This window comes from Microbacterium sp. che218 (assembly GCF_040436305.1).
Classification (GTDB): domain Bacteria; phylum Actinomycetota; class Actinomycetes; order Actinomycetales; family Microbacteriaceae; genus Microbacterium; species Microbacterium algihabitans.
The window spans coordinates 1,042,791-1,065,746 of the sequence record NZ_AP031501.1; the positions used below are offsets into that span (position 1 = coordinate 1,042,791).

23 protein-coding genes are annotated in these 22,956 nt (G+C 70.2%); 6 read left to right on the forward strand and 17 right to left on the reverse strand.

Translation table 11 applies throughout. The annotated features are described in order from the left end of the window. Positions 1-75: 75 nt before the first annotated feature. Genes rplT through infC form a run of 3 tightly spaced genes read right to left on the reverse strand, consistent with a single transcriptional unit; the run spans position 76 to position 1,375 of the window. Complete coding sequence (gene rplT / locus ABXS86_RS04945) at positions 76-459, reverse strand: 50S ribosomal protein L20 (RefSeq protein ID WP_144828243.1); 384 nt, start codon at positions 457-459, stop codon at positions 76-78. Positions 460-488: 29 nt separating this feature from the next. Next, a complete protein-coding gene (gene rpmI / locus ABXS86_RS04950; RefSeq protein ID WP_013583375.1) occupies positions 489-683 on the reverse strand; it encodes a 50S ribosomal protein L35 in 195 nt (64 codons plus the stop codon). Between the two features lie 47 nt (positions 684-730). Next, positions 731-1,375, reverse strand: coding sequence for a translation initiation factor IF-3 (infC, locus tag ABXS86_RS04955; protein WP_353665808.1), 645 nt, complete (start codon positions 1,373-1,375; stop codon positions 731-733). A 248-nt stretch (positions 1,376-1,623) separates the two neighbouring features. Between infC and ABXS86_RS04960 the strand changes: the two genes are divergently transcribed. Further along, entirely contained in the window at positions 1,624-2,028 is a 405-nt protein-coding gene (locus ABXS86_RS04960) for a DUF1844 domain-containing protein (protein WP_154096282.1), read from the forward strand. Positions 2,029-2,580: 552 nt separating this feature from the next. Here the strand turns inward: ABXS86_RS04960 and ABXS86_RS04965 are convergent. From ABXS86_RS04965 to ABXS86_RS04990, 6 genes are read right to left on the reverse strand one after another with little or no spacing between them, the layout of a single operon-like run. Continuing rightward, a complete protein-coding gene (locus ABXS86_RS04965) occupies positions 2,581-3,390 on the reverse strand; it encodes an SseB family protein (protein ID WP_353665809.1) in 810 nt (269 codons plus the stop codon). After that, a complete protein-coding gene (gene priA / locus ABXS86_RS04970) occupies positions 3,374-4,120 on the reverse strand; it encodes a bifunctional 1-(5-phosphoribosyl)-5-((5-phosphoribosylamino)methylideneamino)imidazole-4-carboxamide isomerase/phosphoribosylanthranilate isomerase PriA (RefSeq protein ID WP_144828249.1) in 747 nt (248 codons plus the stop codon). The genes ABXS86_RS04965 and priA overlap by 17 nt, the downstream gene beginning before the upstream one ends. A gap of 46 nt (positions 4,121-4,166) precedes the next feature. After that, positions 4,167-4,817 (reverse strand): imidazole glycerol phosphate synthase subunit HisH, encoded by a 651-nt coding sequence (gene hisH / locus ABXS86_RS04975; RefSeq protein ID WP_307210160.1) that lies wholly within the window; start codon positions 4,815-4,817, stop codon positions 4,167-4,169. Next, positions 4,814-5,428 (reverse strand): imidazoleglycerol-phosphate dehydratase HisB, encoded by a 615-nt coding sequence (gene hisB, locus ABXS86_RS04980; protein ID WP_144828255.1) that lies wholly within the window; start codon positions 5,426-5,428, stop codon positions 4,814-4,816. Before hisB ends, hisH begins: the two co-directional genes overlap by 4 nt. After that, positions 5,425-6,519 (reverse strand): histidinol-phosphate transaminase, encoded by a 1,095-nt coding sequence (locus ABXS86_RS04985; protein ID WP_353665810.1) that lies wholly within the window; start codon positions 6,517-6,519, stop codon positions 5,425-5,427. Before ABXS86_RS04985 ends, hisB begins: the two co-directional genes overlap by 4 nt. 58 nt (positions 6,520-6,577) lie before the next feature. Next, positions 6,578-6,928, reverse strand: coding sequence for a LysM peptidoglycan-binding domain-containing protein (locus ABXS86_RS04990; protein WP_307210155.1), 351 nt, complete (start codon positions 6,926-6,928; stop codon positions 6,578-6,580). A 256-nt stretch (positions 6,929-7,184) separates the two neighbouring features. On the opposite strand from ABXS86_RS04990, the gene lexA reads away from it, so the two are divergent. Beyond that, positions 7,185-7,874 (forward strand): transcriptional repressor LexA, encoded by a 690-nt coding sequence (lexA, locus tag ABXS86_RS04995; protein ID WP_353665811.1) that lies wholly within the window; start codon positions 7,185-7,187, stop codon positions 7,872-7,874. A gap of 148 nt (positions 7,875-8,022) precedes the next feature. Further along, positions 8,023-9,909 (forward strand): S9 family peptidase, encoded by a 1,887-nt coding sequence (locus tag ABXS86_RS05000; protein ID WP_353665812.1) that lies wholly within the window; start codon positions 8,023-8,025, stop codon positions 9,907-9,909. Positions 9,910-9,943: 34 nt separating this feature from the next. On the opposite strand, the gene zapE is transcribed toward ABXS86_RS05000, so the two are convergent. Together zapE and hflX are read right to left on the reverse strand one after the other, a co-directional pair. After that, positions 9,944-10,936: a cell division protein ZapE gene (zapE, locus tag ABXS86_RS05005; RefSeq protein WP_353665813.1), complete on the reverse strand. Its 993-nt coding sequence runs from the start codon at positions 10,934-10,936 to the stop codon at positions 9,944-9,946. Between the two features lie 120 nt (positions 10,937-11,056). Beyond that, complete coding sequence (gene hflX / locus ABXS86_RS05010; protein WP_353665814.1) at positions 11,057-12,574, reverse strand: GTPase HflX; 1,518 nt, start codon at positions 12,572-12,574, stop codon at positions 11,057-11,059. Between the two features lie 86 nt (positions 12,575-12,660). Here hflX and ABXS86_RS05015 point away from each other — a divergent pair, with 86 nt between their 5' ends. Next, a complete protein-coding gene (locus ABXS86_RS05015; protein WP_353665815.1) occupies positions 12,661-13,305 on the forward strand; it encodes a class I SAM-dependent methyltransferase in 645 nt (214 codons plus the stop codon). Positions 13,306-13,351: 46 nt separating this feature from the next. Here ABXS86_RS05015 and dapF read toward each other — a convergent pair whose 3' ends face one another. After that, positions 13,352-14,206 (reverse strand): diaminopimelate epimerase, encoded by an 855-nt coding sequence (gene dapF / locus ABXS86_RS05020; protein ID WP_154095910.1) that lies wholly within the window; start codon positions 14,204-14,206, stop codon positions 13,352-13,354. Positions 14,207-14,271: 65 nt separating this feature from the next. Between dapF and ABXS86_RS05025 the strand changes: the two genes are divergently transcribed. Beyond that, positions 14,272-14,934, forward strand: coding sequence for a pentapeptide repeat-containing protein (locus tag ABXS86_RS05025; protein WP_353665816.1), 663 nt, complete (start codon positions 14,272-14,274; stop codon positions 14,932-14,934). A 12-nt stretch (positions 14,935-14,946) separates the two neighbouring features. On the opposite strand, the gene ABXS86_RS05030 is transcribed toward ABXS86_RS05025, so the two are convergent. From ABXS86_RS05030 to miaB, 3 genes are read right to left on the reverse strand one after another with little or no spacing between them, the layout of a single operon-like run. Continuing rightward, the gene (locus ABXS86_RS05030; protein ID WP_353665817.1) at positions 14,947-15,396 is read right to left on the reverse strand and encodes a GNAT family acetyltransferase; all 450 of its coding nucleotides are present in this window, start codon (positions 15,394-15,396) and stop codon (positions 14,947-14,949) included. Next, positions 15,393-16,322 carry a tRNA (adenosine(37)-N6)-dimethylallyltransferase MiaA gene (miaA, locus tag ABXS86_RS05035; RefSeq protein ID WP_353665818.1) on the reverse strand — a complete coding sequence of 310 codons (930 nt, stop codon included), beginning with the start codon at positions 16,320-16,322 and terminating at the stop codon, positions 15,393-15,395. The genes ABXS86_RS05030 and miaA overlap by 4 nt, the downstream gene beginning before the upstream one ends. Continuing rightward, positions 16,319-17,866 carry a tRNA (N6-isopentenyl adenosine(37)-C2)-methylthiotransferase MiaB gene (miaB, locus tag ABXS86_RS05040; RefSeq protein ID WP_353665819.1) on the reverse strand — a complete coding sequence of 516 codons (1,548 nt, stop codon included), beginning with the start codon at positions 17,864-17,866 and terminating at the stop codon, positions 16,319-16,321. The genes miaA and miaB overlap by 4 nt, the downstream gene beginning before the upstream one ends. Positions 17,867-18,067: 201 nt before the next feature. On the opposite strand from miaB, the gene ABXS86_RS05045 reads away from it, so the two are divergent. Next, positions 18,068-20,653, forward strand: coding sequence for a LuxR C-terminal-related transcriptional regulator (locus ABXS86_RS05045; protein ID WP_353665820.1), 2,586 nt, complete (start codon positions 18,068-18,070; stop codon positions 20,651-20,653). 269 nt (positions 20,654-20,922) lie between these two features. On the opposite strand, the gene ABXS86_RS05050 is transcribed toward ABXS86_RS05045, so the two are convergent. Together ABXS86_RS05050 and recA are read right to left on the reverse strand one after the other, a co-directional pair. After that, entirely contained in the window at positions 20,923-21,375 is a 453-nt protein-coding gene (locus ABXS86_RS05050; RefSeq protein ID WP_353665821.1) for a regulatory protein RecX, read from the reverse strand. Between the two features lie 338 nt (positions 21,376-21,713). Beyond that, entirely contained in the window at positions 21,714-22,763 is a 1,050-nt protein-coding gene (gene recA, locus ABXS86_RS05055; protein WP_251503956.1) for a recombinase RecA, read from the reverse strand. Positions 22,764-22,956 lie beyond the last annotated feature (193 nt).

The following is a 22,956-nucleotide window of genomic DNA, read 5'->3' on the forward strand; positions in this document are numbered from 1 at the left end:
CGAACCGGGATGCCGCGCACGAACAGCGAAACGGGCGCCCTCCGAAGAGGACGCCCGTTTCGTGGAAGACGTGTCTTACGCGGTCTTCGCGGCGTTGACGTCGCTGGGCAGCGCGGCCTTCGCCGTGGCGACGAGCGAGGCGAACACGGCCGGCTCGTTGACCGCGAGCTCGGCGAGCATGCGACGGTCGACCTGCACACCCGCGAGGCCGAGGCCCTGGATGAAGCGGTTGTACGTCATGCCGTTGGCGCGCGACGCGGCGTTGATGCGCTGGATCCACAGACGACGGAAGTCGCCCTTGCGCTTGCGACGGTCACGGTACGCGTAGACCAGGGAGTGGGTGACCTGCTCCTTGGCCTTGCGGTACAGGCGCGAACGCTGACCGCGGTAACCGGACGCGCGCTCGAGGATGACGCGACGCTTCTTGTGGGCGTTTACTGCCCGCTTGACTCTAGCCATTTCTGTTCTTTCCTAACGTGCGTCGGCGCTCAGAGGCCGAGGAGCTTCTTGGCGACCTTGGAGTCACCCTTGGCCAGGACCTGCTCCTGGTTCAGGCGACGGGTGCGCTTGGAGGCCTTGCCCTCGAGGTTGTGGCGCATGCCGGCCTGCTGCTTCATGAGCTTGCCGCTACCGGTGAGCTTGAAGCGCTTCTTGGCGCCCGAGTGGGTCTTCTGCTTCGGCATCTGTCTTCCTTCGTTGGGGTTCCCGGCGGAGCGGGAGTCGGGGAGCTTTACTCGGCGGACGCCGAGGCAGCTTCGTCTGTGGGTGCCGAATCGCCTCGAGCGGCACTTCGCGCGGCTTCACGGTTCGCCGTGCGCTGCGCGTTCTGCTCGGTCTTGACCTCGGACTTGTTCTTGTGAGGAGCCACCACCATCACCATGTTGCGGCCGTCGATCGTGGGGTTCGACTCGACGGTGCCGAACTCGGCGACGTCTTCGGCGAACTTGCGGAGCAGACGGACACCCTGCTCGGGACGCGACTGCTCGCGACCGCGGAAGAGGATCATGGCCTTCACCTTGTCGCCCGCCTGGAGGAAGCCCTCGGCGCGCTTGAGCTTGGTGATGTAGTCGTGAGCCTCGATCTTCAGACGGAACCGGACCTCTTTGAGGACGGTGTTCGCCTGGTTACGACGCGTCTCCTTGGCCTTCTGAGCGGCCTCGTACTTGAACTTGCCGTAATCCATGATCTTGACCACGGGCGGCTTCGAGCTCGGCGCAACCTCGACCAAGTCGAGGTCCGCTTCCTGGGCCAGGCGCAACGCAGCTTCGATTCGGACGATGCCGACCTGCTCGCCGTTGGGTCCGACGAGACGGACCTCCGGGACTCGGATGCGCTCGTTGGTGCGGGGATCGCTGATGCGGAACTCCTCTTTCATACGGGTGGTGGCCGCCGCGATCCGTCGGAATCGCGGGCGAAGAGGAGAGACACGCCACCCGGCACAGTGCTTTCGGCACCGGCTTCTGCACCCAGGCAACCCCGTGCAACACGGAGCGGAGTGCGGGAACCCGGTAGCCTGGAGCGGCAAGCGCGGGTGGGATGTGATCCTCTTTCGTACGGAGTGAAACACTCCGAAGCCCGCCATAGTCTAGCAGAGAGAACCCCGTGACCACGATTCCCCCCGAAATGCCCACCGACGACCACTCCGCGCACCGCCACGGAGCAGAAGACGAGCGTCTGGCCCGCTGGGAGGAACAGGAGCGCGCGGCGTCCTCCGCCACCCGCGACATCGCCGACGTCCCCGCCGTCGAGGTCATCACCACGGCCGCCGTCCACCTCATGAGCGCCGCAGCCGTCAAGACCGGCCTGGCCGACGACCCGGGCCAGCAACTCGACCTCGACGAAGCCCGCAAGCTCATCAACGCCCTCGCCGGACTCATCACGGCTGGCGCCCCCGAGATCAGCGACATGCACGCGCGATCGCTGCGCGACGGCCTGCGCTCCCTGCAGCTCGCGTTCCGCGAAGCGTCGACGATCCAGGACCCCATTGGTAAGGGGCCGGGCGAGAAGTGGACGGGTCCCGTCACGTAAGTCTGTCGTTCTGGGGGGTACCGGGCTCCGTGATGCCCCCTTCCCAAGGCAAGAGCGGGGCCCCTACCCCGATTGCCTTGGGCACGGGGCATCACTGCGCCCTGCCCTCCGCAGGCCGCCCTCTTCCGTGCCACCCGCGGGGGTATGACGGCGGTGGAAGGTCCCTGAGCCTGTCGAAGGGACCGGGACCCGAGCGGAAGGTCCCTGAGCCTGTCGAAGTGACCGGGACCCGAGCGGAAGGTCCCTGAGCCTGCCGAAGGGACCGGGAGCCGAGCGGAAGGTCCCTGAGCCTGTCGAAGGGACCGAGACCCGAGCGGAAGGTCCCTGGGCCTGTCGAAGGGACCGTGGTGCGAGCGGAAGGTCCCTGAGCCTGCCGAAGGGACCGGGACCCGAGCGGAAGGTCCCTGAGCCTGTCGAAGGGACCGAGACCCGAGCGGAAGGTCCCTGAGCCTGTCGAAGGGACCGGGGTGGGGCAGCGCTATCGCGCGTGGCTCGACGAGGCCGTGCGGGCTCGGCTCGAGCGAGGGAAGCCCGGGACGACCTGAGGCGGGGTCAGGCCTCGCTGCTGCGGTGGAGCTTGACCGTCAGGGAGTCGACGAGGACGGCGATGCGGTCATCAGCCGCCCACCGGCGCGCGAGGCGTGCGAGCACGGCATCCAATTCCTCCTGCTCGAGCCCCGACATCAGCTGAAGGTGAACGACGAGCTCGGGCCCGCGCAGGCGTCCGGTGGGATCGCCCGGCTCCACCGCCAGATCGAGCACAGCCAGTTCGCCCGAGATGCTCTCGTGCAGACCCGTGAAGATGGTCGGCGATGTGTGCGCCGGCTCCCACGACTCTCCTTGGGCGATGGCCCACACCGCCGGTCGACGCAGGATGAACTCCGTCTCGGACGCCGGATCGATCACGATGAGCTCGGTGTCTTCGGATGCCGCGGCGAGAGCCGTGCGCCGACCGTCCGCCGGCACGGGGCGGGCCGTGGCGTCCCAGGTCTGCAGCGCCGTCACCGAGGTGAACACGGGGAGCACCTTGCGACCGTCGGGCGCGGCGACCGTGACGATCGAGAGCTCCTGCGTCTTGTCGACCTCGAGGCCGTGCGCACCGACGCCGTGATCGCCCTTCTCGGCGACCAGCGGGATCAGCAGGCGCGCCGTGCGGTAGGCGTCGACGATGGCGCGTGCATCGCCCTCACCGGCGCGGAACGCGAGAAGAGCGGCGAGGAGGGCCGGGTCGGCGGATCCGTCGTCACCGGAGTGCGGGTTCGACTCGAACCGGCGGCCCTCCCACGGCACGCCCGCCGAGTCGGCGCGCGCATCGTGACCGTGCGGGTCGTGACCGTGCGGGCTGTCAGTGTCCGGCGACATCCAACGCCTCGGCGAGGGTGAACTGCCCCGCGTAGAGAGCCTTACCGACGATCGCGCCCTCGACGCCGAGCGGCACCAGCTCGCGCAGCGCGGCGATGTCGTCGAGGCTCGAGACGCCACCCGAGGCGACGATCGGCTTGGGCGTGCGCTGGGTCATCTCGCGCAGCAGTTCGATGTTGGGGCCGCGCAGTGTGCCGTCCTTGGTCACGTCGGTGACGACGTAGCGGCTGCATCCGGCGTCTTCGAGGCGCTGGAGCACGGTCCACAGGTCGCCGCCGTCACGGGTCCACCCGCGTGCGGCCAGCGTGGTGCCGCGCACATCGAGACCGACCGCGATCGCCTCGCCGTAGCGGTTGATGACGTCGGCCGCCCACTCGGGGTTCTCGAGAGCTGCGGTACCGAGGTTGATGCGGCTCGCACCGCTCTCGAGCGCGGCTTCCAGCGAACGGTCGTCGCGGATGCCGCCGGAGAGCTCGACCTGCACGCCCTTGACCTGCTTGATGACCTTGCGCATGACGCTCGCGTTGCTGCCGCGACCGAAGGCTGCATCGAGATCGACCAGGTGGATCCACTGGGCACCCTGGCGAGCGAAGTCGGCGGCGGCGTCGACGGGGTCGCCGTAGCTGGTCTCGGTACCGGCCTCACCCTGGGTCAGACGGACGGCCTTGCCGTCGGCGACGTCGACCGCGGGAAGCAGCACAAGTTCGGGCGTGGACGCGAAATCGTTCATGGCTCCTCGAACCCTTCGGCGCATCTCGCCGAGCCGGGGCACGAGGTCACACAGTAGTCGCGCGCAGGCCGCCGATCCAATTGGACAGCAGGCGGATGCCGGCTTCGCCCGACTTCTCGGGGTGGAACTGTGTCGCTGCCAGCGGCCCGTTCTCGACGGCGGCGATGAACGGCGCGCCGTAGGTGCACCAGGTGACCGAGGGCTGAGGGAAGGGCGCGGTGACCTCGAGCGACCACTCCTGCGCGGCATAGGAGTGCACGAAGTAGAACCGCTCGTTCTCGATGCCCTCGAACAGGCGCGAGCCCTCTCCGGCGGTGACGGTGTTCCAGCCCATGTGCGGCAGGACCGGTGCGGCGAGCTCGCCGACGGTACCGGGCCACTCCCCCAGACCCGGGGTGTCGGTGCCGCGCTCGATGCCGCGCTCGAACATCACCTGCATGCCGACGCAGATGCCGAGCACCGGCCGACCTCCCGCGAGGCGTCGGTCGATGATCTCTCCGCCACGGCTGGCGTTGAGCGCGCCCATGACGGCGCTGAAGGCACCGACTCCCGGCACGAGCAGCCCATCGGCGTCGAGAAGGAGCGATCGGTCGGAGGTCAGGCGGGCGTCCGCCCCGGCCTCGACCAGTGCCTTGACCGCCGAGTGGACGTTGCCCGACCCGTAATCCAGGACCGCGACAACGGGCTTCGAGGTCACAACGCTCCCTTGGTGCTGGGGATGCCGTCGACCAGGGGGTCGAGGGCCTTGGCCTGGCGGAACGCGCGAGCGAGCGCCTTGTACTCGGCCTCGGCGATGTGGTGGGGGTCGCGTCCGCCCAGGACGCGCACGTGCACCGTCAGGCCGGCGTGGATCGAGATTGCCTCGAACGAGTGCCGCACGAGCGATCCGGTGAAGTGACCGCCGATGAGGTGGTGCTCGAAACCGACGGGCTCTCCGGTGTGAACGAGGTAGGGGCGCCCGCTGATGTCGACGACGGCCTGCGCGAGCGCTTCGTCGAGGGGGACGAGGGCGTCGCCGTACCGTGCGATGCCCGACTTGTCGCCGAGCGCCTGACGGATCGCCTGACCGAGCACGATCGAGGTGTCTTCGACGGTGTGGTGGGCGTCGATGTGGGTGTCGCCGGTCGAGCGGACGCGCAGGTCGGTGAGCGAGTGCTTGGCGAACGCCGTGAGCATGTGGTCGAAGAACGGCACGCTCGTGGAGATGTCGCTGGTGCCGCGACCGTCGAGGTCGAGCTCGAGTTCGACGCGGGACTCGCTCGTCTCGCGGGTGATCGAGGCGGTGCGGGGCGAGGCGGGGCCGGTCATGACCGCGATCCTACCGAGGCCAGTGCGTCGAGGAACGCCGTGGTCTCGTCGGCCGTGCCCGCCGTGACACGCAGGTGGTGCGCGATGCCGACGTCGCGGATCAGCACTCCGCGGTCGTACAGGGCCTTCCAGGTGGCCGCGGGGTCGTCGACCCCGCCGAACAGCACGAAGTTCGTCCACGACTCGTGGGCGGTGTAGCCGAGGGCGGCCACGGTCGCCGAGATCCGGTCGCGCTGGGCGACGATCTCGTCGACCATCGACAGCATCGTGTCGGCGTGCGCGAGGGCGGCGGTCGCCGCCGCCTGGGTGAGCGCACTGAGGTGGTAGGGCAGGCGGACGAGGCGTAGGGCGTCGACGAGAGCGGGGTCGGCGGCGAGGTATCCCACGCGCGCCCCGGCGAAGGCGAAGGCCTTGCTCATCGTGCGCGAGACGACCAGGCGAGGACGCCCGGGCAGCAGCGAGACCGCGGAGGGCTCGTCGCGGGGGGCGAACTCCTCGTACGCCTCGTCGACGATGACGATGCCGTCGGTGGCGTCGTAGACGGCCTCGACGACGTCGAGGCGAAGAGGAGTTCCGGTGGGGTTGTTCGGAGCGCACAGGAAGACGATGTCGGGGCGGCGCTCGCGCACCTGAGCGGCGGCCGACTCGGCGGTGAGCGAGAAGTCGTGCTCGCGCTCGCCCGCAATCCAGGAGGCGCCGGTGGCCCGCGTCAGGATCGGGTACATCGAGTACGTCGGGGCGAAGCCCATCGCGGTGCGGCCGGGTCCGCCGAACGCCTGCAGGATGTGCTGCAGAACCTCGTTCGAGCCGTTGGCCGCCCAGATCTGGTCGGGGGACAGCCCGTGGCCCAGGTAACCGGCGAAGGCCTCCCGCAGACCGGTGAACTCCCGGTCGGGGTAGCGGTTGACGTCGCGCAGGGCCCGGGCGATGGCATCGAGGATGTCGTCGGCGACCTCTTGGGGAACCGGGTGGGTGTTCTCGTTGACGTTGAGCGCGACGGGCAGGGCCGCCTGCGGCGCCCCGTACGGGGTCATACCCCGGAGATCGTCGCGGAGAGGCAGGTCGTCAAGGCGCACAGTCACCTCACCCATGGTAGGCGGCGACGACGGCCGTGGATCACGACCACAGGTCGCGGCGAGAGCTCGCGAGTCAGCCGACGGGGGCGTAGGCGGCCGGGATGGCGATGCGCTGCCCTGCCGTGACGTTTCCGCCAGAGAGGGCGTTGAGGCGCGTGATCTCGGCGACGACGTCGCGCGGGTCGGCTGCCGGCGCCAGGTCCTCGGCGATCGACCACAGCGTGTCGCCGCTCATGACGGTCACCTCGGCGAACGAACCGGCGGGGGCGCCGGCCTCGCCGGATGCGAGGGCGGACCCGCCGCCGACGATCGCGACGCCGAGCGCGATGGCGAGAGGAAGGGCGACGAGGAAAGCGACGACGCGGCGCCCGCGGGCGGTGATGCGCAGGCGGGTGGTCGGTGCGGTGAGGGCGATGCTGCTCATGATGTGCTCCTTGGTGGAGAGATTCGCACCCCGCCCTCGGCCGGGAGGGCGGTGGTGCGAATCTGTATTCCGAATCTATCTTCGATACTTTCGATGTGTCAACACCCCGTGTCTCGGAGACCGATCGAACGCGACACGCGCGAGGCTCCGTGTCATTCGGGTCGTCCACCGGATACGGTTTCGACACGGAGACCTCACCACCAACCTCCGACATTCGAATTTCCGCCGTGGTTTCCGCGGCGCGAGGGGAGCACAGATGACCGACGCGACGACCGCCGCCGGCCGCGAGCGGCCGCAGACCCGGCGACGCAAGAGCCTCAGCGACAAGCAGCTCGCGATCCTCGAGGTCATCCAGCGTTCGATCGCCCGGCACGGCTATCCGCCGAGCATGCGCGAGATCGGCGACGCCGTCGGCCTCAAGTCGCTGTCGAGCGTCACCCACCAGCTGAACCAGCTCGAGCTCAGCGGCTACCTGCGACGCGACCCCGGCAAGACGCGCGCGATGGAGGTGCTGATCGACCTCCCCGGCGCTGCGGCCGAGAACCCCGCCGACACCGCGCCCGCGCTCGGCGACGCCGCCCTCGTGCCTCTCGTCGGTCGGATCGCCGCCGGTGTGCCGATCACCGCCGATCAGCAGGTCGAGGAGATCTTCCCCCTCCCCCGTCAGCTCGTCGGCAAGGGCGAGCTGTTCATGCTGAAGGTCTCGGGCGACTCCATGATCGACGCGGCCATCTGCGACGGCGACTGGGTCGTCATCCGGTCGCAGGCGGACGCCGAGAACGGCGAGATCGTCGCGGCGATGCTCGACGGAGAAGCCACGGTGAAGACCTTCCGCCGCCGTGACGGCCACATGTGGCTCCTCCCCCGCAACAGCGCGTTCGAGCCGATCCTGGGCGACGACGCCGTCGTCCTCGGTCGCGTGGTCGCGGTTCTCCGCGCCGTCTGAGCAGAGCACCGGGGGTCGGACGCCCGCCCGCACGGCGGCATCCGGCCCTCGATGTCGTCACGCTCCGCCCGGTGCTCCGGATCCGGAGATGCGCCCCGCCGTCGTGACGGCATCCGCGGATGTCGGAGGCCCTGCCTAGGGTGGAGTCATGGCTGACACCCTCCCCTACGGTTCCTGGCCCTCCCCGATCACGCCCGAGTCCGTCGCGCAGGCGTCACCGCGCGTCGACGGGGCTCGGCTCGTGGGCGACGAGGTGTGGTGGGGCGAATCCGTGCCGCACGAGGCCGGCCGCGTCGCGGTGAAGCGTCGCCGGGCCGACGGCGCGGTCGAGACGGTGCTCCCCGCCCCCGCCAATGCCCGCTCCGCCGTGCACGAGTACGGCGGAGGAGCCTGGACCGCGTCCGACGACGGCGAGCTCTACTACGTCGAGAAGACCGATCAGCGCGTGTACGCCCTCCGCCCGGGCGACGCCGCCCGGCCCCTCACCCCCGCCGACGAGGCGGTGCGCCACGGCGGCCTCCGTTGGGAGCACGGCGTCCTCCTCGCCGTGCGAGAGACCCACGGCTCATCCCGCGTTCCGCGGCGCGCGATCGTGCGCATCCCGCTCGACGGGTCGAGCGAGGTCCTCGCCGAGGGCAGCGACTTCCTCGCGCAGCCGGCGCTCTCGCCGAGCGGCCGCCACCTCGCGTGGGTGGCGTGGAGCCACCCCGACATGCCCTGGGACGCCACCTCGATCGAGGTCAAGAACCTCGCGACCGGGGAGGTACGACAGGTCGCCAGCGGTCCGCACCGCGCACCGCTCCAACCCGTGTGGATCGCCGACGACGAACTGCTCTACGCCGACGATCCGGACGGTCGCTGGAACCTCTTCCGCCGTCCGCTCGAGGGTGACGCTCAAGCCCTGGCCCCCGCCGACGCCGATACGGGCGGCGGACTCTGGGTACTGGGTACCCGGTGGTTCGGTGCGGCCTCCGACGGTCGCGTGGTCGCGGTGCGCACCAACGGTGCAGACGAGATCGTCGAGATCGCGCCCAGCGGTGTGCGCCCGGTCGACGTCCCGGTCGTCGCGGGGGCGGCGATCGACGACGTCCGCGGTGCCCGCGTGCTCGTGTCGGGTTCCGACGCCGGTGGGCGGTCGGGCCTCTGGCTCGTCGATCTCGACACCGGGGCGGTCGACCTCGTCACCGGCGGCGCCGGGTCGTGGGGCGACGAATGGATGCCGACGGCTCGCGCTCTCGAGACCGAAGGGCCGCACGGCACCGTTCACGCCTTCGCCTACGCGCCCACCCACCCCGACGTCGTCGCGCCCGCCGGGGAGCGACCTCCCTACGTCGTCCTCGTGCACGGCGGACCCACCTCGCACGTGGGGCCGGCCCCCTCGGCCAAGACGGCGTTCTTCACCAGCCGGGGCATCGGCGTGCTCGATGTCAACTACGGCGGCTCCACCGGGTACGGACGCGACTACCGCGACCGCCTCAAGGGCCAGTGGGGCGTCGTCGACGTCGACGACGTGGCAGCGGCGGCATCCGCTCTGGCAGACGCGGGGCTCGCCGATGCCGAGAGGATCGCCATCGCAGGCGGCTCGGCGGGCGGGTGGACGGTGCTGGCGGCGGTGACGCGCACCGACGTGTTCTCGGCCGGCATCTCGCGGTACGGCGTGGGCGACGCCCGCGCCCTGGCCGAAGACACCCACGATTTCGAAGCGCGATACCTCGACGGGCTCATCGGCCCGCTCCCCGAGGCCGAAGCGGTCTACATCGAGCGGTCCCCTCTCGGGCGCCCCGAGCTCTTCCGGGTTCCTCTGCTCATCCTGCAAGGCTCCGAGGACCGCGTCGTCCCGCCGTCGCAGGCCGAGGCCATCCGCGATGCGCTGGCGGCGCACCACGTGCCGCACGCGTACGTCCTCTACGAGGGCGAGGGTCACGGCTTCCGTCGTTCCGAGACAGTGATCGACTCGCTCGAGCGCGAGCTCGGCTTCCTCGGCGCGGTGTTCGGGTTCGAGACGCCGGGCATCCCGGCCCTCGAGCTCGACTGATCGACGGGCATCCCGGCCCGGGAGCTGGACTGACCTACACCGAGCGCAACAGGCGCAGACGGCTCGCCATGCGGAACGCATCGGGTCGCCCCGCGCAGCGCCGCACGAACTCATCGGCCGACACCACGGCCTGCACGTCGAGGCGCACGTCGGCGTCCACGAGGACGTCGATGAGGGCGACGAAGCGCTGCTGCGCGGCGGGGCCGACCTCGTCCAGCGGCGGAACGCCGACGATCGTCCAGTGCGGGTACCGCCGGCTCCAGTGCCGGTACTCCGACGCGGCGATCGGCGCCTCGCAGAGCTGATCGAAGGTCGCGACGAGCGCCCCCTCCCCCGCGGACACCACGGTGAAGACGCGGTCGCGGACGACGAGCTGCCGGGAAGACCCCGACATCACCGGGCGTGAGCCCGTCGACCACGTGCCCGCGCGGAACCCCTGACGCACCGGGGGTGCGAAGGTTCGATAGTCGATCGCCCCCTCGAGCGGGATCACGTCGAGATGGGTCGTCAACAACGCGATCCCGGGCTCGAAGAGGTGGTGCCACACGGGGTCGGGGAGCAACTCGGACGGCGCGTAGTTGGAGGTCGCCACCAGCGTTCCACCCCGGTCGACGAGGCGCTCCACCAGGCGCGTGAGGAGGATCGCATCGCCGGGGTCGTGGACGTGCAGCTCATCGAAGAACACCAGACGATCAGGGGCGACCACGTCATCGATCGCGCGAGCCGTGGCATCCGGCTCCGGTCGATGCGCGTGGATGCGCTGGTGCAGATCGTCGAAGAAGCCGGAGAAGTGCACACGGGCGGCCCGACCGGCCGGAACGGCCGCGTAGACCGCATCGGCGAGCCAGGACTTGCCGCGCCCGGATGGGCCGTGAAGATACACACCCTTCGCCGGTCTCCCCTCGAGTGCGCGGGTCGCGGCGAGCGCCATCCGCCGCGCGACCGCCAGCTGCGCTGCATCCAACGCGAATCCCTCGCGCCGGGCGGCCGCCTCGACGGCGGCGAGGATCGGGACGAACGGTGGCACCGTCGAAGACTGGCACGCTGCGCTCCCCCGCCGAGGGGAGAAGCTCCACCGTCGAAACACGCCCCTCGACGACGGAAGGCCCCCACGCCGAAGCGAGGGGGCCGTCCGGATGCCGGTGCGTCAGGCCTCGAAGGCCGACAGCTCGGCCGCGAGGCGCGCGCCCACGTGCGCGTGGATGAACGTTCCGCTCTCGCGGTGCTCCTGCGCGACGATGAGCCCGCTCTCGTGCACGGCGGAGACGAGGTCGCCGCGGTCGTACGGAACGACCGCCTGCACCTCGACGGCCGGCAGGGGCAGCGCATCTTCGATCGCGGCACGCAGCTCGTCGATGCCCTCACCGGTGCGCGACGACACGAACTTCGCGTTCGGTGCGAGGCCGCGCAGCACGAGACGGTCGTCCTCGCTCACCAAATCGGCCTTGTTGAAGACGACGATCTCCTGGCCGAAGTTCGCGTCGACGTCACCCATCACGTCGCGCACCGTCATCAGCTGCGCGGCGGGGTCGGGATGCGAGGCGTCGACCACGTGCAGAATGACGTCGGCGTCGCCGACCTCCTCGAGCGTCGATCGGAACGCCTCCACCAGCTGGTGCGGCAGGTTGCGCACGAAGCCGACGGTGTCGGTCAGCGTGTACACGCGGCCGTCGCTCGTCTCGGAACGTCGCACCGTGGCATCCAGGGTCGCGAACAGGGCGTTCTCGACGAGCACTCCCGCACTCGTGAGGCGGTTGAGCAGGCTCGACTTGCCGGCGTTCGTGTACCCGGCGATGGCCACCGAAGGGATGGTGTGACGCTTGCGCTCGGCGCGCTTCGCCTCGCGGGCGGGGGCGAAGTCGCGAAGCTGCTTGCGCAGCAACGCCATCTTCGTGCGGATGCGACGACGGTCGAGCTCGATCTTCGTCTCACCGGGACCGCGCGATCCCATACCGGCGCCGCCGGCGCCGACCTGTCCACCGGCCTGACGCGACATCGAGTCACCCCAGCCGCGCAGGCGCGGCAGGAGGTATTCGAGTTGCGCGAGCTCGACCTGGGCCTTGCCCTCGCGGCTCTTCGCGTGCTGGCTGAAGATGTCGAGGATGACGGTGGTGCGGTCGATCACCTTGACCTTGACGACGTCTTCGAGAGCACGGCGCTGGCTGGGGGCCAGTTCGGTGTCGGCGATGACGGTGTCGGCCCCGACCGCGGCGACGATGTCACGCAGTTCCGCGGCCTTGCCCCGACCGACGTAGGTCGCGGGATCGGGGTGGGGACGCCGCTGCAGCACGCCGTCGAGGACGACGGCTCCGGCGGTCTCGGCGAGGGCCGACAGCTCGCGCAGCGAGTTCTCGGCATCCGCCTGCTCGCCCTGCGGGTGCACGCCGACGAGCACGACGTTCTCGAGGCGCAGCTGGCGGTACTCGACCTCGGTGACGTCTTCGAGCTCGGTCGAGAGCCCGGCGACGCGACGCAGGGCGGCACGTTCCTCACGATCCCACTGGTCGCCGTCGGCGTCGCCGCCGTACGCGGTCGTGGCGTCCTGCAGAGCCTGTGCCGCACCGAAGACCCGGACCCCGCGATGCGCTTCGGCGCGCGAGAGCACGCGGTCCACCGGGTCCGCCGGCGACGCGTCCGTGCTCGGGGGTGTGGTCTGTTCGGTCATGGGTTCCTTTCGTCGCGGGTGTTCCCGCGTGTTCTGGCACTTTATCCGGCCCGGCGGGGCGAGCCGCGGTCGGATATCCTGTGAGGATGGGGAGCGAGCACTACTTCAGCGCGTCGCCGTCGAGTCCCGAGCAGCTCCGCCGCATCCGCGTGACGCTTGCCGGTCGCGAACTCGAGGTGGTCACGGCGGGCGGCGTCTTCAGTCCCGACCACGTGGATGTCGGCACGTCCGTGCTCCTCGCCAACACCCCTCCCCCTCCCGCCGGTGGGAACTTCCTCGACCTGGGGTGCGGATGGGGTCCGATCTCGCTGTCGCTGGCGCTCGCGTCACCGCACGCGACCGTGTGGGCGGTCGACGTCAACGAGCGTGCCCTCGATCTCGTCAGGCGCAATGCCGAGTCCCTCGGCGTCACCAACATCAACGCGGTGCGCCCCGAGGATGTTCCCGACGACGTGTCGTTCCGCACCATCCGGTCGAACCCGCCCATCCGCGTCGGCAAGAACGAACTGCACGGCATGCTCGAGCACTGGATCCCGCGCCTCTCCGAGCGCAGCGACGGGTGGTTCGTGGTGCAGCGCAACCTCGGGTCCGACTCGCTGCAGCGGTGGCTCGCCGCGACGTTCCCGACCGGCTACAGCGTGCAGCGCGCCGCGACCGCCAAGGGATTCCGCGTGCTGCGGGTGCGCAAGCACGGCTCACCGCCGAGCGAGCTCATCGACGTCGTCCCCTGACGACCCCTCGGGCCGAACCGATCGGCCTGGTCGCCGGCATCCGGGTTCAGGCGAGGGCGACTTCGCCGGTGAAGACGAGGGATGCGGGGCCGGAGAGCAGCACGCGTCCGTTCGCGACGCGCACGCCGAGCGTGCCGCCCGGGGTGTCGACGACCCACGAGTCCGGTGCGGCGGATCCCGCCCAGTGGCGGACGGCCAGGGCCGCCGCGGCCACGCCGGTGCCGCAGCTGAGGGTCTCTCCCACACCGCGTTCGAACACGCGCAGGCGGATCGCCCCGACACCGTCGCGCACGAGCGGGTCGGCAGGCACCACGAACTCGACGTTGGCGCCGTGCGAGGGCGAAGGATCGAGCAGCGGCTGGTAGGTCAGATCGAGGCCCTCGAGCTCCGCGTCCGACGAGAGCGCGACCACGACGTGCGGGTTTCCCACGTCGACGCCGACGCCGGGTCGTGCGACCGGGAGTCCCTTCGCGCGCACCAGCGTCTCGCCCGGCTCGATCGCGAATTCACCCAGGTCGACCTCGTACCCGCGATCGCTGCGCGTCAGGGTCTTGATCCCCGCACGCGTGCCGATGCGCAGTCCGCCGTCGAGCGAGGCGAGTCCGGTGTCGCTCAGGTACCGCGCGAAGACCCGTGTGCCGTTGCCGCACATCTCGGCCTTCGAGCCGTCGGCGTTGCGGTAGTCCATGAACCATTCGGCCCCGGATGCCGCGGCATCCGCCCCCTCGTCGATGGCGCGCGAGCGCACCACGCGCAGCAGGCCGTCGGCGCCGATGCCGAAGTGGCGGTCGCACAGCGCGGAGATCTGCGCGTCGGAGAGGTCGAGCTCGCCGTCGGGATCGGCGACCACCACGAAGTCGTTGCCGGTGCCGTGGCCCTTGGTGAACGGGAGAGTCGCCATGCGTCCAGTCTACGGACGGGCGGCGGCTAGGCTTTCCCGGCCCTCCCCTCGTTCCAGGAGCTCCCATGCCGAAGACCCCCGCCCTCGTCGCCCCGTCGTTCGACCGGCCGCCGCTGGACGATCTCGACCAGGGCGACCCGTCGCAGCTGACGCCCCGAGCCTCCCTCGAGGGGCTGTCCTTCCGCGACCTCCGCGTCGATGGGCTCGACCTCGAGAGTGCCGACCTCGCGCTGTGCCGTCTCGACGGCGTCCGCGCCCCCGAGGTCTCGCTGCGGTACGCGAACGTGACGGAATCGGCCTGGAGCGGCTGGGACGTTCCCATCCTGCGCGCGGCGCGGGCGAACTGGCGCGACCTCGAGATCGAGGGCACTCGCTCGGGGTCGGTCGAGGCCTACGAATCGACGTGGAACGGCGTGCACTTCGTCAATTGCCGCCTCGGATTCGTGAACCTGGGCGGCGCCCACCTGCAGGACGTCGCGTTCACCGACTGCACGATCGACGAGCTCGACCTCGGGCAGTCGAAGGTCACCCGCTTCGCCGCCCCCGGCACGCGGATCTCGCAGCTCATCGTCGAGCAGGCGACGTTGCAGCACGTCGACCTGCGCGGCGCCGATCTCGAGGGTCTCGCGGGGCTCTCCGCTCTGCGCGGGGCCACGATCTCGACGCTGCAGCTGCAGCAACTCGCTCCCCTGCTCGCGGCCGACCGCGGAATCAGCGTCCGCGACTGACGGCAGTGCCCCTCAGGCCGACGACGAGGGGCCACCCGGCCCATCGACGATGAGCCGCCGGCCCGTCGCCCAGGTGTCGAAGGGTTCGTAGCCGAGCTCGTCGTAGAAGCCGCGGGCGGCGGTGTTGTCGGGACGCACCATGAGCTGCACCTTGGGGCAGCCCATCGCCTCGAGCAGCCGTTCGGCCTCTGTCACGAGGCGGCGCCCGATCCCCTGCCCCCGATGCGAGGTCGCCGCTGTGAGGTAGTACAGCCAGCCACGGTGGCCGTCGTAGCCCGCCATCACGCTGCCGACCACCCGATCACCGTCGACCGCGACGAGGAACAGCTCCGGCTGCACGGTGAGCTTGCGACGGATGTCGGCGCGCGGGTCGTTCCACGGGCGCGTGAGGCCCGCCTCCTCCCAAAGGGCGACGACGGCGTCTTCGTCGGCGAGCGTGAAGGCACGGATGTCCACCGTCATGTGCGTTCCTCCGTTCGGGATGCCAGGGCGCCGGCATCCACGGTCCGCGCGTCGACCCACTCGGCCTCGGCGTAGCGCCGGAACCACGACACCTGGCGACGGGCGTAGCGACGCGTGAGAGCCTGGGTCTCGGCGACGGCCTCGTCGCGGGTGACCTCGCCGCGGATCTGCTTCAGCGCCTGCGCGTACCCGATCGCACGACCGGCGGTGACACCGTGCTCGATCCCGGCGGGGATGAGGGCCTCGACCTCACCGACGAGGCCGGCGGCCCACATCGCCTCCACGCGATCGTCGAGAAGACCGACGAGCTCCGCACGACCGATCGCGGTGGCGATGATCCGGGTCTGCGGATGCCAGAACTCCGGCGCCTCGGGAAGAGCCCCTCCATGCGTCTGGCCGCCCTGCGCCAGCACCTCGAGCGCGCGCACGACGCGACGCCCGTTGCGCGGATCGATGCGCTCCGCGGCATCCGGATCCTCTTCCCGCAGGCGCGCGTACAGCGCACCCGGGCCGCGCTCCTCGAGTTCGCGTTCGAGCGCGGTGCGCACGGCCTCGTCGCGCGGGGGGAAGCGGAAGTCCCACAGCACACTCGAGACGTAGAGCCCCGAGCCCCCGACGAGGATCGCGTCGGCGCCCCGACCGTGGATCTCGCGGATCGCCGTGCGCGCGGCATCCTGATACCAGGCCACCGTGGCCTCGTCGGTCACCTCGAGGGCGTCGAAGAGATGATGACGGATGCCGCGCCGCTCCCCCTCGGGGAGCTTGGCCGTTCCGATGTCCATGCCGCGATACAGCTGCATCGCGTCGGCGTTCACGATCTCGGCCGCTCTGCCGCGAGCGGACAGGGCTTCTGCGAGGTCGAGGGACAGACCCGTCTTGCCGGTGCCGGTGGCGCCGACGACGGCCCAGAGGGCCGGGGCGGTCACACGCCGACGCGCAGGGTGGGGAGCCCGAGGGACACCGCGCGCGGAGCACCGGCCTCGCCCGCCGGCGCGGGGATGCCGCACGACTCCGCCTGCGAACGGTCCCATGCGTCACCCGCGCGGGTGCGGCGGATGCGCAGCGGAGCGCCGTCGGGCGCGTCGGCGAGCAGGTGGAACGGAGCCGCATGGGTCACGGTGACCGAAACCACGTCACCCGGGCGCGGTACCGCCGAACCCTTCGGCAGCTCGAAGTGCACGAGGCGGTTGTCTTCGGCGCGTCCGGTGAGGCGGTGCGTCTCGGCGTCCTTCTTGCCCTCGCCCGCGGAGACGAGCACCTCGAGGGTGCGACCGAGCTGCTTCTGGTTCTCTTCCGCCGCGATCCGGTCCTGCAGAGCGGTCAGTCGCTCGTAGCGCTCCTGCACGACGGCCTTCGGCACCTGGTCGGCCATCGTCGCCGCGGGAGTCCCCTCGCGGATCGAGTACTGGAACGTGAAGGCGCTCGAGAAACGCGAGGCCTCGACGACCCGCAGGGTCTCTTGGAAGTCCTCCTCGGTCTCACCGGGGAAGCCGACGATGATGTCGGTCGTGATCGCGGCGTTCGGGATCCGCTCGCGCACCCGATCGAGGATGCCGAGGAACTTCTCGCTGCGGTACGAGCGGCGCATCGCCTTGAGGATGCGGTCGGAACCCGACTGCAGGGGCATGTGCAGCTGCGGCATGACCGCCGGGGTCTCCGCCATTGCGGCGATCACGTCGTCGGTGAAGGCGGCGGGGTGGGGGCTCGTGAAGCGGATGCGCTCGAGCCCCTCGATCTCGCCCGCGGCGCGCAGCAGCTTGCCGAACGCGAGGCGGTCGCCGAACTCGACGCCGTACGAGTTGACGTTTTGGCCGAGGAGGGTGACCTCGATCGCCCCGTCGTCCACGAGCAGGCGGATCTCGTTCAGGATGTCGCCGGGACGGCGGTCTTTCTCCTTGCCCCGCAGGCTGGGCACGATGCAGAACGTGCACGTGTTGTTGCATCCCACCGAGATCGAGACCCATCCGCTGTGGATGGAGTCGCGCTTGGTCGGAAGGGTGGAGGGGAAGATCTCGAGCGACTCGAGGATCTCGAGCTCGGCCTCGCCGTTGTGACGCGCGCGCTCGAGCATGCCGGGCAAGGAGCCCATGTTGTGGGTGCCGAACACCACGTCGACCCACGGGGCCTTCTGCTGAACGGCGTCCTTGTCCATCTGCGCGAGGCAGCCGCCGACGGCGATCTGCATGCCGGCGCGCGCATCCTTGCGCGACTTCAGATGGCCGAGCGTTCCGTAGAGCTTTCCGGCGGCGTTGTCGCGCACGGCGCAGGTGTTGATGACGACGACATCGGCTTCGGCGCCGGCATCCGCCCGGACATATCCGGCGCTCTCGAGCGAGCCCGACAGTCGCTCGGAATCGTGCACGTTCATCTGGCACCCGAAGGTGCGCACTTCGTAGGTACGGGGCCCTGCGGCACCCTGCGCGGCGGCGGACGGCGCGATCAGAGTCGGGGTCGAAACGGGGGTGGTCATGATGAAGGCCAGTCTAAACGCCGCCTTCACCGGGCCGTTCGAGGCCCGGTCATAGGAATCACCTAGGTAGCTCTCTCAGTAGTTTTCGGCTGAAATGGGCAGTCCGATGCGCGTTCTGCACTTCCTTCTGCCAGGGGCGTCGGTAGTTTGGTGGACACGCAACGCCCGTCCGCCTGCGGGCTATCTCTGGGGGGAGTACGTATGCGGGGGGAACAGACGACAAGGTGGTCGCGCGGTCTCATCGGAGCAGACCGCGACGCTCACGTGATCGCGACGCGGCTGCGGTCAGGCGGATCGACGATGGTGGCGGGCCCGCGCGGGAGCGGGCGCAGCTACCTTCTGAGAGCGGTCGCTGCCGAGCTCGAGCGCCACGGGATGCACGTGATCGTCCTGCGACCATCGGCGACACTCACCGACGTGCCCTTCGGGGTGCTCGACGCGACCGGTCATCCCGAGCTCGACGCTCTGCGCACCGGCCGCCCCGCGGAACCCGTCCGCGACGTGGTCATCCTCGACGACGTCGACGCGCTCGACACGGCCACGGCGGCCGCCCTGGCCCGCGCGGTCGCGTCGAACCGCCTCACCGCCCTGATCGGCCTGCGCACCTCGCGCGCGCGCTCGGTCGACCATCCGGACGATGCCGACGTGGTCCGTCGCGCCATGCTCGACCTGTGGCTCGACGGGTTCGCGCGTCGCGTCGATCTCCGCGAACTGAGCGACGACGACGCCCTCGCGCTGATCGACCTCTTCCCGGACGCCCACCTGCTCGACAGCACCACACGGGCAGGTCTGGTCTGGCGCGCCGACGGCTCGCGCACGCTGATGCGTCATCTGATCCTCGAGGCCACCGCCGCCGCGCGCAGCGGCAAAGACCCGCTGACCGCGCTGCGCAACGTGGCCCGGCAGAGCCGCCTCGCCATGGCCCTCGAACGGCACGTGGCGGAGATGCCCCGCACAGACCTCGAGAGCCTCGCCGGCATCCGCCGCCTGCGCCACCTCGAGCTGTCGGTCGCCACACGCCTGTTCGACGCGGAGAGCGTCGCCGCCCTGCTCGAGGGGGGACAGATGCACGCCGACTCGTCCGCGCATCGCCGCCTGACGGTGAACGACCTGCTGGCCGCCGAAGCGCAGCGGCAATTGGGCAGCGAGCACGTCGACTCCCTCGTCGAAGCGGCCGGCGCGCGCATGCTCGCCGAGGCGGACGTGTGGTGGAGTCCGGCCATCGCCGTCTCGATCGCCGAGCGGTGGCATCGCCAGGGCAGCGACTCGTCGGTCGAGGGTTCCACTCCCCCGGCGATCCGCGCCCGGATCGCGCGCGATGCCGCCCGAGACGCGAACGACCGCGGCGACACCGCGCACGCCGCCGCGTACGCGCAGGCGGGCCTGAACGCGGTGGACGATCCTCTGCTTCGCCTGGAGGCGGCGCTCGCGACGCGGGTCGTGACGAACTCGTGGCCGGATGCCGACCATGCCGACCCCGACGCCCAGCGACGCCTCGCGCGCTCGAGGGTCGAGAGCGAGAACTCCGACGACCCCGACGACGCCGTTCGGGGATCCTCGTGTGCTGACGCGCGCGTCGAGCGCCTGCTGACCGACTCGGCGCAGTTCGGCGCCGACATGGACTGGGCGAGGGCCGCCGATACCGCCACGACCGCGATCGGTGAGACGGATGCTTCGCCGGTTCAGCATCTTCGCGCCGTCGTCGCCGCGGGGACGTCGGAGGCCGTTCGCGGACGCTGGGCGGTGGCCCAGCGACACTATCGAGCCACCGAACGGATCCTCGACGCGCGACCGCAGCCGGAAGGCATCGACGCGAAGGACCGTCTCGCGGCGATCATGTTCATGCTGGCCGGTCATCAGCTCGCCGGTGCCGACGGAACCCTGCTGCAGCGCCGGTTGGAGCGCGAACTGGCCACGACGGCCCGCGAGGGCGAGGTGGCCGATCTCACCATCGCCGGAATCGCGGCAGCCATCTCGTACACCGCAGAGGGGTCACCGGCGCGGTCGCAGCGCGAGCTGATCACGGCGGCGACCCGGAGTCCCACGCCGGTGTCGCCGACGGACGGCACCATGGTCGCGCTCGGCGTCGCCGACGAGCTGGCCATGGCAGGGGCCGTCGACGAGGCTCGGGCGATCATCGACAGCCTGAGTCCGGGCCAGGCGCCGCTTCTGCGACGCAGCATCGCGTACGTCGAGACCACGATCCTCACGGCGGAGGGGCGTCTCGACGAGGCACGTGAGGCCGCCCGAGCGACGGCGGAGTTCTCTCGCGGCGCCACGGCTGCGGCGTTCCGCATCCGCGACCTGTTCCGCCTCATCGCCTTCTCCGCCGCCACGGCCGAGGAGATCGACGAGCTCGTGCAACTCGCGGCCGTCACCGACCTCCCGCTCTCCAGCGAAGCGGTGCGCCGTGTGTCCGCCCGGACTCCGGAAGAGGGGCAGCTCCCCGTCGACGACCTGCGCCTCAACGCCCTGTGGTCGGGTGAAGGTTCCGGCGGCACCGGCGCGAACGACGAGTCCTCCGACTCCGCGTCGCGCTCGGCGACCCACGAGCACCCGGAGGAGCTGACGCCCCGCGAGCGCGAGATCGCTCTGATGGCCCACGAGGGGCTGACGAATCGCGAGATCGCCACGCGGTTGTTCCTGTCGATCCGTACGGTCGAGTCGCACGTCTATCAGGCGAGGATGAAGGTCGGGGCTGCTACCCGTCGCGAGTTGGGGCGCCTGATCGCGGAGGGCCGCAGCGCCGACGATCCCCGCCTCGGGGCTCGGGCGAGCAGACGGTGAAGCCCGCATGCCGTGCCGACCGGTCGAGGCGGGGCGGTGAGTCCCGTCCGCTGCGCCGGATTCTCCGGGCTCGGGCGGGCAGAACGTGACCCCCGCCCGCTGCGCCGGATTCTCCGGGCTCGGGCGGGCAGAACGTGACCCCCGCCCGCTGCGCCGGATTCTCCGTACTCGAGCGGGCAAACGGTGAGTCCCGCCCGCTGCACCGGGCGGTCGGGGCCGCGTCGGACGCGGCCCCACATCCGCCGACCGTGGGTCGACGCGCGCAGCTTCTACTCGTCGGGGCTGAAGCGCACGCCCGGCATCGGACGCGGACCGGGTCGGGAACGCCCCGCTCCGATCCCGACCTCACGCAAGGCGGTCCGCGCCGCCGTGAGAGCCACGGACGACGGATAGCCGCGCCGAGCGAGCTGGCCGGCCAGGCGCCGGAGCGACGCCTCGTCGTCTTTGCCGCCGACGGAACGTGCCTTCGAGCGGGCGAACTCCAGCGCACGCTCGGCGTCGTCGTCGGGGAGGGCTTCGAGGGCCGCATCGGCGACATCCCTCGGGATTCCACGCTTCCGCAGGGTCTCGGCGACCGCGCGGCGCCCCTCGCCCCGACGTTCGACGGCCGACATCACCAGTTGATCGGCGAAGGCGGCGTCGTCGAGGTAGCCGAGGTCGACGAAGTGCTCGATCGCCTCTTCGATCACGATCTCGTCCGCCCCCTCGACACCGCGTAGCACGGTGCGAGCCTCGGCGAGAGAGAGGGAGCGGGATCGAAGCTTGCGCAGCAGCGTTGCCTCTGCCCTCTCGCGCACCTCCTCGTCCGTCTCGACAGGTTCGACGGATTCATCGAAGGAGCCAGAGGAGTCGGCGACGTCGGAAACGTCGAGGAACGCACGACCGACCGGCACGGCTGACGACCGATCCCGGACGTCGTCACGCTGCAATGAGCGCGCATCAGAGGAGCCGAGATCTTGCGCCGACGCGCTGCGGGCGCCGAACAGAGGAATGACGGGAGCGAGGTCGTCGCCGGTCGCACGGGACGGGCGACGACCCCCGCTTCGCTGATCGTCTGTCATCAGGCCGGGCGGCGTGCAGCCAGTTCGTCTTCCGTCTCGGTGGCGACCGGAGCCACACCGATGCCCATCTTGGTTTTGATCTTGTTCTCGATCTCGGCCGCGATGTCGGGGTTCTTGATGAGGAAGTTGCGCGCGTTCTCTTTGCCCTGGCCGAGCTGTTCGCCCTCGTAGGTGTACCACGCGCCCGACTTCTTGACGATGGCGTGCTCCACGCCGAAGTCGATGAGGCTTCCTTCGCGCGAGATGCCGACGCCGTAGAGGATGTCGAACTCCGCCTGCTTGAACGGCGGCGCCATCTTGTTCTTGACGACCTTGACGCGCGTACGGTTTCCGACGGCCTCGGTGCCGTCCTTCAACGTTTCGATACGACGGATGTCGAGGCGCACCGACGCGTAGAACTTCAACGCCTTTCCACCGGCGGTGGTCTCGGGCGAACCGAAGAAGACACCGATCTTCTCGCGCAGCTGGTTGATGAAGATCGCCGTCGTCTTCGTGTTGCTCAGGCCACCGGTGAGCTTTCGGAGGGCCTGCGACATGAGGCGGGCCTGCAGACCGACGTGAGAGTCACCCATCTCGCCCTTGATCTCGGCCTCGGGAACGAGCGCCGCAACCGAGTCGATGACCACGAGGTCGATCGCTCCGGAGCGGATCAGCATGTCGGCGATCTCGAGCGCCTGCTCGCCCGTGTCGGGCTGCGACACCAGGAGGGCGTCGATGTCGACGCCGAGCTTCTTGGCGTACTCGGGGTCGAGAGCGTGCTCGGCGTCGATGAAGGCGGCGATACCGCCCGCGCGCTGCGCATTGGCGATCGCGTGCAGCGTCAGAGTCGTCTTTCCGGACGACTCGGGGCCGTAGATCTCGATGATGCGGCCGCGGGGCAACCCGCCGATGCCGAGGGCGACGTCGAGGGCGACGGAACCGGTGGGGATGGTTTCGATGGGCGCGCGCTCGTCGCTGCCCAGTCGCATGACCGAGCCCTTTCCGAACTGCCGATCGATCTGGGCAAGCGCCGACTCGAGGGCCTTTTCGCGCTCTGCAGGTGAGGGCATGACGTCTTCTTTCTCTCGCGTTCCGGTCGCCTATAGGCTGTCGCGCCCCCACCGACGGTGGGATCACACGACAAGGCGTTCAGAGTGTCGTTCGACGTTGACCACGTTAGGGAGGACCTCCGACATTGGCTCCGGAGACCCCTCGAAATGGGGATGAACGCGACAGAAACCCTGTTATGAAGAAGCCTACGAC

Bases quoted from the DNA above. Each gene is read 5' to 3' on its own strand.
- rpmI (WP_013583375.1), bottom strand. From the start codon at position 683: ATGCCGAAGCAGAAGACCCACTCGGGCGCCAAGAAGCGCTTCAAGCTC.
- hflX (WP_353665814.1), bottom strand. From the start codon at position 12,574: ATGACCGAACAGACCACACCCCCGAGCACGGACGCGTCGCCGGCGGAC.
- dapF (WP_154095910.1), bottom strand. From the start codon at position 14,206: ATGGCGACTCTCCCGTTCACCAAGGGCCACGGCACCGGCAACGACTTC.
- ABXS86_RS05030 (WP_353665817.1), bottom strand. From the start codon at position 15,396: ATGACGGTGGACATCCGTGCCTTCACGCTCGCCGACGAAGACGCCGTC.
- ABXS86_RS05000 (WP_353665812.1), top strand. From the start codon at position 8,023: ATGGCTGACACCCTCCCCTACGGTTCCTGGCCCTCCCCGATCACGCCC.
- ABXS86_RS04985 (WP_353665810.1), bottom strand. From the start codon at position 6,519: ATGGGTGAGGTGACTGTGCGCCTTGACGACCTGCCTCTCCGCGACGAT.
- lexA (WP_353665811.1), top strand. From the start codon at position 7,185: ATGACCGACGCGACGACCGCCGCCGGCCGCGAGCGGCCGCAGACCCGG.
- ABXS86_RS04990 (WP_307210155.1), bottom strand. From the start codon at position 6,928: ATGAGCAGCATCGCCCTCACCGCACCGACCACCCGCCTGCGCATCACC.
- ABXS86_RS05015 (WP_353665815.1), top strand. From the start codon at position 12,661: ATGGGGAGCGAGCACTACTTCAGCGCGTCGCCGTCGAGTCCCGAGCAG.
- recA (WP_251503956.1), bottom strand. From the start codon at position 22,763: ATGCCCTCACCTGCAGAGCGCGAAAAGGCCCTCGAGTCGGCGCTTGCC.
- infC (WP_353665808.1), bottom strand. From the start codon at position 1,375: ATGAAAGAGGAGTTCCGCATCAGCGATCCCCGCACCAACGAGCGCATC.
- ABXS86_RS05045 (WP_353665820.1), top strand. From the start codon at position 18,068: ATGCGGGGGGAACAGACGACAAGGTGGTCGCGCGGTCTCATCGGAGCA.
- rplT (WP_144828243.1), bottom strand. From the start codon at position 459: ATGGCTAGAGTCAAGCGGGCAGTAAACGCCCACAAGAAGCGTCGCGTC.
- ABXS86_RS05025 (WP_353665816.1), top strand. From the start codon at position 14,272: ATGCCGAAGACCCCCGCCCTCGTCGCCCCGTCGTTCGACCGGCCGCCG.
- hisB (WP_144828255.1), bottom strand. From the start codon at position 5,428: ATGACCGGCCCCGCCTCGCCCCGCACCGCCTCGATCACCCGCGAGACG.
- ABXS86_RS04965 (WP_353665809.1), bottom strand. From the start codon at position 3,390: ATGTCGCCGGACACTGACAGCCCGCACGGTCACGACCCGCACGGTCAC.
- miaB (WP_353665819.1), bottom strand. From the start codon at position 17,866: ATGACCACCCCCGTTTCGACCCCGACTCTGATCGCGCCGTCCGCCGCC.
- priA (WP_144828249.1), bottom strand. From the start codon at position 4,120: ATGAACGATTTCGCGTCCACGCCCGAACTTGTGCTGCTTCCCGCGGTC.
- ABXS86_RS04960 (WP_154096282.1), top strand. From the start codon at position 1,624: ATGCCCACCGACGACCACTCCGCGCACCGCCACGGAGCAGAAGACGAG.